The sequence below is a fragment of the Streptomyces sp. NPDC058375 genome (assembly GCF_042723425.1).
Lineage (GTDB): Bacteria > Actinomycetota > Actinomycetes > Streptomycetales > Streptomycetaceae > Streptomyces > Streptomyces durocortorensis.
Genome location: NZ_JBHXJG010000250.1, coordinates 1 through 10,574, shown reverse-complemented (window position 1 = coordinate 10,574; position 10,574 = coordinate 1). Strand labels below are relative to the sequence as shown.

The 10,574-nt window shown below is 71.7% G+C and carries 10 protein-coding genes; 9 read left to right on the top strand and 1 reads right to left on the bottom strand.

Going from position 1 to position 10,574, the window contains the following annotated elements; genetic code table 11:
- Window positions 1-582: MerR family transcriptional regulator (locus ACFWM7_RS29185; protein WP_383266082.1), on the bottom strand; the 582-nt coding region annotated here is incomplete at its 3' end.
- 58 nt (window positions 583-640) lie between these two features.
- On the opposite strand from ACFWM7_RS29185, the gene ACFWM7_RS29180 reads away from it, so the two are divergent.
- The 9 genes from ACFWM7_RS29180 to ACFWM7_RS29140 all read left to right on the top strand — a co-directional run bounded on the left by ACFWM7_RS29180 (window position 641) and on the right by ACFWM7_RS29140 (window position 10,475).
- On the top strand, window positions 641-1,843 hold the full coding sequence (locus ACFWM7_RS29180) for an erythromycin esterase family protein (protein ID WP_383266079.1): 1,203 nt from the start codon (window positions 641-643) through the stop codon (window positions 1,841-1,843).
- A 100-nt stretch (window positions 1,844-1,943) separates the two neighbouring features.
- Entirely contained in the window at window positions 1,944-2,840 is an 897-nt protein-coding gene (locus ACFWM7_RS29175) for an LLM class F420-dependent oxidoreductase (protein ID WP_383266075.1), read from the top strand.
- 156 nt (window positions 2,841-2,996) lie between these two features.
- Entirely contained in the window at window positions 2,997-4,088 is a 1,092-nt protein-coding gene (locus ACFWM7_RS29170; protein WP_383266072.1) for a Rieske 2Fe-2S domain-containing protein, read from the top strand.
- Window positions 4,089-4,442: 354 nt separating this feature from the next.
- The gene (locus ACFWM7_RS29165) at window positions 4,443-5,204 is read left to right on the top strand and encodes a DeoR/GlpR family DNA-binding transcription regulator (protein WP_383266069.1); all 762 of its coding nucleotides are present in this window, start codon (window positions 4,443-4,445) and stop codon (window positions 5,202-5,204) included.
- Window positions 5,205-5,337: 133 nt separating this feature from the next.
- Window positions 5,338-6,705, top strand: a complete 1,368-nt coding sequence (locus ACFWM7_RS29160) for an ABC transporter substrate-binding protein (RefSeq protein ID WP_383266066.1) — start codon at window positions 5,338-5,340, stop codon at window positions 6,703-6,705.
- A complete protein-coding gene (locus ACFWM7_RS29155) occupies window positions 6,702-7,664 on the top strand; it encodes a carbohydrate ABC transporter permease (RefSeq protein WP_383266063.1) in 963 nt (320 codons plus the stop codon). Before ACFWM7_RS29160 ends, ACFWM7_RS29155 begins: the two co-directional genes overlap by 4 nt.
- A complete protein-coding gene (locus tag ACFWM7_RS29150; RefSeq protein ID WP_383266059.1) occupies window positions 7,661-8,539 on the top strand; it encodes a carbohydrate ABC transporter permease in 879 nt (292 codons plus the stop codon). Before ACFWM7_RS29155 ends, ACFWM7_RS29150 begins: the two co-directional genes overlap by 4 nt.
- Window positions 8,536-9,525 (top strand): zinc-dependent alcohol dehydrogenase family protein, encoded by a 990-nt coding sequence (locus tag ACFWM7_RS29145; RefSeq protein ID WP_383266056.1) that lies wholly within the window; start codon window positions 8,536-8,538, stop codon window positions 9,523-9,525. Before ACFWM7_RS29150 ends, ACFWM7_RS29145 begins: the two co-directional genes overlap by 4 nt.
- Window positions 9,522-10,475 (top strand): PfkB family carbohydrate kinase, encoded by a 954-nt coding sequence (locus tag ACFWM7_RS29140; protein ID WP_383266053.1) that lies wholly within the window; start codon window positions 9,522-9,524, stop codon window positions 10,473-10,475. Before ACFWM7_RS29145 ends, ACFWM7_RS29140 begins: the two co-directional genes overlap by 4 nt.
- The last annotated feature ends 99 nt before the right edge of the window (window positions 10,476-10,574 follow it).

The window sequence follows — 10,574 nt, the reverse complement described above, 5'->3', positions numbered from 1 at the left end:
GATCTGTTCCAGCCGGTAGCCGCCCCGCCTGAGCTGGTGGGCCAGTGCGGCGTCCCGTACGTCGGTCGCCTCGTACACCCGGTATCCGGTCCGCGGGTCGCGGCGCGGCGTCACGAGCCCGGCGCGTTCCCATTTCCGCAGCGTGGCGGGTCGGATCCCCAGCTTCCCCGCCAGCGGCCCGACGAACATCGCCCCGGGGCTCGACGCGTCGTCGGGGGCGGGCACCACGCCGGGCCCCAGGTCGCGGACGGCCCGCTCGACGGCGTGCAGGGTCCGCCGGTCCTCCAGGAGCTGGGCGTGGCTCTCGTCGACGAGGCGGAACGCCTCCTCCGGCTCGTCGTGGTTCACCGCCCGCATGATCGACGTCGCCGTCCCGTGCCCGTGGCCGGGGACGAGCGCGAGGAACGCCTCCAGGGCGTGTGCGTGCAGTGGTGTGTAGGTGCGGTAGCCGTGGGGGGTGCGTCCGGCGGCCGGGAGGATCCCCGCCGCTTCGTAGTTCCTCACCGCCTGGGTCGACAAGCCGTGCCGACGGGCCAGGTCGACGGGCCGCAGCCGTCCTGTCGTTTGAGGGTTTTGCCTCATGGGCCCGAGGCTATCGCGGGAAAGCTTCAACCGAGGGTTCAACGATACGGTTGAAGCCATGCCCAACGACATCAAGGACATCGCACATGCCGTCGAGGCGGCCTCCGTCATGAGGCTGTTCGCCTCCCCGCCCCGGGTACTGACCCTGGGCGAACCCACCCACGGGGTGGACGCACCCCTCCGCCTGCGCAACGCCCTCTTCCGGCAGCTCGTCGAGGAACAGGGTTACCGGACCGTCGCCGTCGAGAGCGACTGTGTGGCGGCCCTGCTGGTGGACGACTACGTGACGACGGGCGCGGGCCACCTCGCCGACGTACTGGAGCGGGGGTTCAGCCACGGCCTCGGCGCGTCCCCGGCCAGTCGTGAACTGGTGCGCTGGATGCGCGCGTTCAACGTCGGCCGGCCCGCGTCCGACCGGGTCCGGTTCGCCGGCTTCGACGGCCCGCTGGAGATGGCGTACGCCGCGAGCCCCCGCGAGACCCTCACCGCACTGCACCGCTGTCTCGCGGACCACGTGGACCCGGGCCTGCTCCCCTGCACCGCCGAGACGCTCGATCGCCTGCTCGGCCCCGACGACCGGTGGACCGACCCCGCGGCGATGCTGGACCCGTCCGCGTCCTTCGGGCGGTCGGCCGAGGCCGGGGAGCTGCGGCTGCTCGCGGACGACCTGGGGGCGCTGCTCCACGCCTGGACGCCGCACCTGAGCGCGGTGACCTCGCGGGACGCCGTCGACCGGGCGCTGCTCCACGCACGGGCCGCCTCGGGGCTGCTGCGGTACCACCACTGGATGGCCGACGCCTCGCCGAGCCGGCTGGCACGGCTGACGGGCCTGCGGGATCAGATGATGGCCGACCGTCTCCTCGCGCTCGCGGAGCGGGCGCCGGTTCTGGTCCATGCCCACAACAGCCATCTCCAGCGGGACATCAGCTCGATGCGGATGGGCGGCCGGCGGCTGGAGTGGTGGAGCGCGGGCTCGATCGTGAACACCCGCCTGGGCGAAGCGTACGGCTTCCTGGCCACCGCGTTCGGCACGCTGCGGCACCAAGGGGTCGACATCCCGTCGCCGGACACCCTCGAAGGAGCCCTGTACGCGCTCCCGACCGGGCCCTGCGTGGTGGACGCCTCCGAGCTGGCCGCCGCCCTCGCCGCGACGAAACCCGTGCGGCGCACGTCCCCGTACTTCGGCTACGCGCCGCTCGACCCCGCGCAGCTGGCCCGTATCGACGGGGTCGTGTTCATGAAGGACGTCCCCGAGGACTGACGCAGCGCTGGACGCGCCGCGCCCAAAGGCCCCGCACATCCGGACGGGTGAATCACCGTCCGCCCGGGAATAGTCGGGCCGGGCCGTTGTTGATCACACCATGACTTCTGAGATTTCGGGAACGGGCAGGATCTTCGGACGCGTGGGGATCTGGAGCAGCGCCCTGCACGCGTCGCGCGTGGACGACGCGGGCGGGAAGGCGATCGCGGAAGCGCTCGCCGAGCTCGACGAACTGGGGTACGGCACCGTCTGGATCGGTGGCAGTCCCACGCCCCGGGACGCCGCCGCCGTCGTGGCCGCCACCCGTTCGGCCACCGTGGCCACCGGCATCCTGAGCATCTGGAACCACACGGCGGAGGAGGTGGCTGCCGCGGTCTCGGCGATCGGTCCGGACGCGCGCCGCTTCGTCCTCGGCCTGGGCGTCAGCCACGGACCGATGGTGCCGCAGTACGCGAAGCCCTACAGCGCGATGGTGGCCTACCTCGACGCGCTCGACGCCGCCGAGCCGTCCGTGGGCGCCGGGCATCGGGTCCTGGCGGCTCTCGGGCCGAAGATGCTGAAGCTCGCAGCCGGCCGGTCCCTGGGGGCGCACCCCTACCTCGTCACCACCGAGCACACCGCGGAGGCACGTGCGGCGCTCGGCCCCGACGCGCTGCTCGCCCCGGAGCTGAGCGTGGTGCTGGACACCGACCTCGACCGGGCCCGCACCACCGCGCGGGCGATGCTGGAGATGTATCTGCGGCTGCCGAACTACACCGACAATCTGCTGCGCCTCGGGTTCACGGAAGGCGACTTCGAGGGCGGCGGGAGCGTCCGTCTCCTCGACGCCCTCTTCGCGCTGGGCGACGTGGAGCAGGTGACGCGCCGGACGCGGCAGTACCTCGACGCGGGCGCGGACCATGTCGCGTTGCAGGTCCTCACCGCCGACGAGGGCGGCGCCGGCCTGCCGCGCGCCGAATGGCGTCGGCTGGCCGAGGCATTCGGCTCCGAACTCTGACGGGAAGCGGGCGCGCTCCGGGTGGCGCCCCGCGCCCCGCCCCCCTCCCGTCAACACGCCGCACGCACCGTGCCGTTCGGGTGATGTGCGGCGTGCCAGGAGGCCCCCGGGGCGGTTCTGGGCAGCCTCCGTGCGACCGACCGTGGAGGGGGAGTCGTGGGAGTGGCACGTGAGTACGGGCACACGATCAGCGAGGGTCCGACGCCGGCCGATGCGGCAGGAGCGCCCGCACTGCCCTATCCGAGCGGCTGGTCCGCCCTGGCCTTCTCGCACGAGCTGCGGCCGGGCACCGTGCTGACGCGACCGCTCGCGGGGCGCGACGTCGTCCTGTACCGCACCGGCACGGGAGTGCTCCGCGCCGTCCGGCCGTACTGCCCGCACCTGGGGGCCCATCTCGGCCTGGCCAAGGTCGAGGGGGAGGATCTCACGTGCCCCTTCCACTTCTTCGCGTTCGCCCCCGACGGCACCTGTGTCCGCACGGGGTACGGCACGCCTCCCCCGCGGTCCCCGCTGGCGCAGCTGCCCGTCCAGGAGGTGAACGGAGGCGTCTTCGTCTGGCGGCACCACGACGGACGGGATCCGGACTGGTCCGTACCGCAGTGGCACCAGATCGGGCAGAGGCCCGCGCGCACGGCCGCCTGGGAGCTGGCCGGCAACGTCCAGGAAGTCATCGAGAATTCGGTCGATCTCGGGCACTTCGCCACCCTGCACGGCTGGGCGAAGGCCGAGATCGACGGTCCTGTGACGTACGACGACGCGACGTTCCATGTCGCCATGCGGGCCCACGAGTCGGCGCCGCTCGTGGGCGACTTCACCGTCGACGTGAAGGTGGACGGCTATGGGCTCGGCTGCCTGCACGCCGACGTCCACACGCCCCGCTTCGGGCTGCGGATGTGCACGATGGTGATGCCGACGGCCATCGGGCCCAACCGGATGCAGTTCCGGCAGCTCAACCGCATCGCCTTCGACGAGCCGGGGCGGCTGCCGCCCGGGCTCGCCCGGATCGTCAGCCGAACCACGGCCCGGCTCCTGGACCGCCCGATCTTCCGGTCCAGTTGCGAGTTCACCGCCGCCGACTTCCCGATCTGGCACCACAAGCAGTACCAGCAGCCGCCCCGGCTGGCTTCCGGCGACGGACCGATCGGCCCGTTCCGGCGCTGGGCCGGGCGGTTCTATCCGGAGGCGCCCCGGAGGGGCGCGGTGACCCGCCACCGCGGCGAGGGCGAGGGCAGGCCCGTTCTCTCCTGACACGGCCCGAGGGAGCCGAGCCGCCCGGGTGACCCGAGTGGTCCGGCCCCGGGCCGCGCCGCCCCGGTCGTCGCGTGCCCTCGTTCTTGGGCCCTGCGGACGCCGGAGGTTCCGCACTTCGGGCACCATTCGGGCACTGGACACGGGAAAGCGGGCGGCCCGGACGGCTGGCACGGCGGCCGTCCGGGCCTGACCAGCGCCATCATCTCCGGAAAGCGGGCACGAACGGGCCGAGGGGATTCGGTGAAGCGGCTGGTCGTGGCCCCTGGACTGCTTGTACAAACGACACATGAGCCCGAACGGACAAGCGGGCTCCGCCCGAAACGGGCGCAGCAGCGACCAGGGAAGTGCGCCGTGGACACCGAGGAACGCCGTCGGGGAATTCTGGACACGGCCCGGCGGGAGGGATCGGTCGGGGTGAACGCCCTCGCGGATCTGTTCAAGGTGGCCAAGGAGACCGTCCGCCGCGATCTGCATGTCCTGGAGGAGCACGGGCTCGTCCGCCGGACCCACGGCGGCGCCTACCCGGTGGAGTCGGCCGGGTTCGAGACGACGCTCGCCGTCCGCACCACCCGAAACGTTCCGCAGAAGTCGCGCATCGCGGCAGCCGCGGCCGATCTCCTCGGTGACGCCGAGACGGTCTTCGTCGACGAGGGCTTCACCCCGCAGCTCGTCGCCGAGGCGCTTCCCCAGGACCGGCCGCTGACCGTGGTCACCGCGTCCCTGGCCGTCGCCACCTCCCTCGCCGCGGTCGAGAAGACCTCGGTGCTGCTGCTGGGCGGCCGGGTACGCGGCTCGACGATGGCCACCGTCGACCACTGGGCCTCCCGGATGCTCGCGGACTTCGTCATCGACCTCGCGTACCTCGGGGCCAACGGCATCTCCCGCGAGTACGGCCTCACCACCCCGGATCCCGCCGTCGCCGAGGTCAAGGCCCAGGCGCTGCGCAGCTCCCGGCGCAGGATCTTCGCCGGGATCCACAGCAAGTTCGGTGCGGTGAGCTTCTGCCGGTTCGCCGGGGTCGGTGACTTCGAGGCGATCGTCACCGACGCCGGACTCCCCTCGGCCGAGGCACAGCGCTACTCCCTGCTCGGCCCCCAGGTCATCCGCGTCTGACCGTCCCCATCGTCCGTGCCCCCCGCCCGCAGGGCGCGCGTACCACCGCTCCACTCCCCCACCCGCCGGGGCGTGGCCCGCCATGCCCGCACCCACCCGATCACCGAGCCGCTACGACTGATCAGGAGCCCCCATGCCGCATCCAGGACGCCGCCGCCGACCACGTCTGCGGGGCCGGACCTGCGCCGCGACCGCCGCACTGGCCCTGCTCGCCACCGGCTGCGCCGGAGCGGGCGGGACCTCCTTCGGGGGCGGCGACGCGCTGAACGTGCTGATGGTGAACAACCCGCAGATGGTCGAACTGCAGAAGCTGACCGCGAAGCACTTCACGAAGGAGACCGGCATCAAGGTCCACTTCACGGTGCTGCCGGAGAACGACGTACGCGACAAGATCAGCCAGGACTTCTCCAACCAGGCCGGTCAGTACGACGTCGCCACCATCAGCAACTTCGAGCTGCCGTTCTTCGCGAAGAACGGCTGGCTGCACCCACTCGACGACTACGCGAAGGCCGACACCGCCTTCGACCAGGAGGACATCCTCGAACCGCTGCGGGAGTCGCTGACCGCCGAGGACGGCAAGCTCTACGCCCAGCCCTTCTACGGGGAGTCGTCCTTCCTGATGTACCGCAAGGACGTCTTCGAGAAGCAGGGCCTCACCATGCCCGAGAAGCCGACCTGGGAGCAGGTCGCCAAGCTCGCCGAGCAGACGGACGGTGCGGAGCGCGGGATGAAGGGCATCTGCCTGCGCGGGCTGCCGGGCTGGGGCGAGGTCATCGCCCCGCTGACCACGGTCGTCAACACGATGGGGGGCACCTGGTTCACCGAGGACTGGCAACCGCGCCTGACCGCACCGGAGTTCAAGAAGGCGACCACGTTCTACGTCGATCTCGTGCGCAAGCACGGGGAGCTCGGCGCGCCGCAGTCCGGGTACGCCGAGTGCCTGAACAACATGACGCAGGGCAAGACCGCCATGTGGTACGACGCCACGGCGGGCGCCGGTTCCCTGGAGGCGAAGGGCTCCCCGGTGAAGGGGAAGATCGGTTACGTCCCCGCCCCCGTGGAGCGGACCGACAGCTCGGGCTGGCTCTACACCTGGGCCTGGGGTCTGCAGAAGGCGTCCAAGAAGTCCGACGACGCCTGGAAGTTCGTGTCCTGGGCCTCCGGCAAGGAGTACGAGGAGCTCGTCGGCGCCACCAGCGGCTGGTCCAACGTCCCGGCGGGCAAACGGGCTTCGACCTACGCCAACCCCGACTACCGGGCGGAGGCGGGCGCCTTCGCCGATGTCACCGAGCGGGCGATCTCCGAGGCCGACCCGAAGAACCCGGGCACCCAGCCCCGCCCGACGGCGGGCATCCAGTTCGTCGGCGTACCGGAGTTCACCGATCTGGGCACCCGGGTGGCGCAGGAGATCAGCGCCGCCATCGCGGGCCGCCAGTCGGTGGACGCCGCGCTCGCCGCCTCCCAGAAGCTGGCCGAGAAGGTCGCGGAGGAGTACCGATGACCGTCACCGCAACCAGAGAGACCACGTCACCGCCGGCCCCGGCGAAGAAGCCGGGCAGCAGCGGCCGACGGCGCGCCTGGGCGACCCGCGCACCCCTCCTGCCGGCGCTGATCTTCCTCATCACCGTCACCCAACTGCCCTTCGTGGCAACGCTGGTGATCTCGCTCTTCGACTGGAACTCCCTCAAGCCGGAGAAGCGCCACTTCACCGGCCTGTCCAACTACGCGTCCGTCTTCACCGACGAGGCGTTGCGCGAATCGGTCGTGACGACCGTCGTCCTGACCGCGTCCGTCGTGATCGTCAGCGTCGTGCTGGGGCTCGTCTTCGCGCTGCTGCTGGACCGCACCTTCTTCGGCCGGGGGTTCGTGCGCACCCTGCTGATCACCCCGTTCCTGCTGGTGCCGGTCTCCGCCGCGCTGCTGTGGAAGCACGCGCTCTACAACCCCGAGTACGGGCTGTTCAACGGGGCGCTCACCTGGTTCGGCGAGCTGTTCGGCATCGAGTCGATCGCCCAGCCGGAGTGGACGTCCGAGATGCCGCTGATCGCCATCGAGGCGTCGCTCGTGTGGCAGTGGACGCCGTTCATGATGCTGATCCTGCTGGCCGGACTGCAGAGCCGGCCCGCCGAGATCATGGAGGCCGCACGGCTGGACGGGGCCGGGCCCTGGCAGATATTCCGCTATCTGACCCTGCCGCATCTGCGCCGCTACCTCGAACTCGGCATCCTGCTCGGGTCGGTGTACATCGTGCAGAACTTCGACGCGGTGTTCACGATCACCTCCGGCGGTCTGGGCACCGCCAACCTCCCGTACACCGTCTACGAGACCTTCTACCGGGCCCATGAGTACGGGCTGGCGTCGGCGGCTGGCGTGGTCGTGGTGATCGGCACGATCATCATCGCCACCTTCGCGCTCCGGGTGGTCTCGTCCCTCTTCCGTGAGGAGGCGAGCCGCGCATGAGCGCCTCGACCGCGACTTCCGCATCCGTATCCGCCAACGCCCAGACGCGCAGGGCCCGTCGGCGTTCGGCCGCTCTGGGCGTGGCCGCCTGGGTCGTCGGCATCGGATTCTGTCTGCCCGCCCTGTGGATGGTGCTGACGTCCTTCCACGCGGAGGCCGACGCTGCGACCAACCCGCCGTCTCTTGCCGCCTCGCTGACGCTGGAGGGCTACCGCAACTTCTTCGGCGGCGGGGGCGGCCCGACGCCGTGGCCGCCGCTGGTCAACTCGCTGGCGGCGTCGTTCTTCTCGACCGTGCTGGTGCTGCTGCTCGCCCTGCCGGCCGCGTACGCGCTGTCGATCCGGCGGGTGCGCAAGTGGACGGACGTGATGTTCTTCTTCCTGTCCACCAAGATGCTGCCCGTCGTCGCCGGGCTGCTGCCGGTGTACCTGTTCGCGAAGAACACCGGACTGCTGGACAACATCTGGCTGCTGGTCCTCCTCTACACCTCGATGAACCTGCCGATCGCGGTGTGGATGATGCAGTCCTTCCTCGCGGACGTGCCCGTCTCGATCATCGAGGCGGCGCAGGTCGACGGGGCCCGGCTGCCGACGGTGCTGCGCCGGGTCGTCGCCCCGGTCGCCGGTCCCGGGATCGCCGCGACCGCCCTGATCTGCTTCATCTTCAGCTGGAACGAGCTGTTGTTCGCACGGGTGCTGACCGGCGTGGTCGCCGGGACCGCCCCCGTCCATCTGACCACCTTCGTCACCAGCCAGGGTCTTTTCCTCGCCCAGCTGTGCGCGGCGTCCGTGGTCGTGTCCCTGCCGGTGCTCGTCGCCGGCTACGCCGCCCAGGACAAACTCGTCCAGGGCCTCTCGCTGGGAGCAGTCAAATGAGGGCAGCCATCGTCGAAGCCCCGGGCAAGGTCTCCGTGACCACCGTCCCGGACCCCACGCCCGGCCCGCGTGACGTGGTCGTCAAGGTGGCGTCGTGCGGGCTGTGCGGGACCGATCTCCACATCCTCCAGGGCGAGTTCGCGCCGACCCTGCCGATCGTGCCGGGTCATGAGTTCGCCGGGGAGGTCGTCGGCCTCGGTGCGGACGTCACCGAGCTGTCCGTCGGCGACAAGGTGGCCGTGGACCCCTCGCTGCACTGTCACGAGTGCCGCTACTGCCGTTCGGGCCGGGGCAACCTCTGCGACAACTGGGCGGCGATCGGCGTCACCGTGCCCGGGGGTGCGGCCGAGTTCGCGGTGGCGCCCGTCGCCAACTGCGTCACCCTGCCGGAGCACATCGACGTCCGGGACGCGGCGCTGATCGAGCCGCTGTCCTGCGCGGTACGCGGCTACGACGTCCTCAACGGCAATCTCGGGGCCCAGGTGCTGATCTACGGGTCGGGGACCATGGGGCTGATGATGCTGGAGCTGGCCAAGCGCACCGGCGCCGCGTCGGTGGACATGCTGGACGTCAACGCCCAGCGGCTGGCGACCGCGACGACCCTGGGCTGTACGGGAGCGGCCGCCCGCGCCGAGGAGTTGGACCGTCCGGGCGGCTGGGACGTCGTCATCGACGCCACGGGCAACGCCGCCGCGATCCAGGACGGACTGGGGAGGGTCGCCAAGGGCGGCACGTTCCTCCAGTTCGGCGTCTCGGACTACGCCACGACCGCGGTGATCGAGCCGTACCGGATCTACAACCAGGAGATCACCATCACCGGTTCGATGGCGGTCCTGCACAGTTACGAGCGGGCCGCCGCGCTCTTCGCGAGCGGGGTGTTGGACGCGTCGGTGTTCATCAGCGACCGGCTGCCGCTGGAGCAGTATCCGCAGGCGATCGAGCGCTTTCAGGCGGGGATCGGCCGCAAGATCGTGGTGGAGCCGTGACGGGCACCTCGCCCTCGGGCCCCGGCTCCGGCCGGGGGCCCGGCTCGTCCGGCTCCGTCCTCGTGCTCGGCGAGGCGCTGGTGGATCTGGTGCCGGCCGGTGGTGACGCCGGGGCCCGGGTGGCCCAGCCGGGCGGCGCGCCCGCGAACGTCGCGGTGGGCCTGGCCCGCCTCGGCGGGCGGCCGTCCTTCGTCGGCGGGCTCGGCGACGACGCCTTCGCCGGGAGCATCGAGGCGTGGCTGACCGGTGCGGGCGTCGATCTCTCGCTGAGCGCCCGGCCGGCGCTGCCCACGGCGCTCGCGGTCGCCGACCCGGGTGACCACGGGAACACGTACCGCTTCCACCTCGGGGACACGGCGACCTTCGAGCTGCCCGACCGCACGGCCGAGGTACCGCGCTTCGGCGCGGTGTACGTGGGCGGGCTCGCCGCGGTCGTCGAGCCGGCGGCGGATGTCGTGGCCGCCACCGCGCGGGCGGCGGCCCACGGCGGGCTGCTCGCGGTGGATCCCAATGTGCGCGAGGACCGCACCCTGGATCCCGTACGGAGCCTGGAGCGGCTGCGCGAGCTGTGCGCGCTCGCGCAGGTCGTGAAGGCGAGCGACGAGGATCTGGTGCGGCTGTGGCCGGACGCGGAGCCGGAGGCGAGCTGCCGGAAGCTCGCCGGACAGGGGCGGCTGGTGGTGATGACCCGGGGTTCGCGGGGCGCCACCGCGTACGTCCAGGACGCCCCGGCGGTCTCGGTCCCCGCCCTGGCGGTGCGGGTGGTGAACACGATCGGCGCGGGAGACGCGTTCATGGCGGGGATGCTGACCTGGCTCGGGGCGGAGGCCGGGTGGCGGACCGAGCTGTCCGGCGGGCGGACGAAGGAGATGCTGGAGTACGCGGCCGCGACGGCCGCGTCGGTCTGTGCCAGGGCGGGAACGGAACCCACGGCCCCGCTCGGGGTGTGAATCTGGCGTCCACCGGGCATCAGGAGGTGGACCCGAGTTCCGCACGGCCCTCCCCCGGCCCACGGAAACGCCGCGGCCCCACCGGGCTCCTCCGCCCGG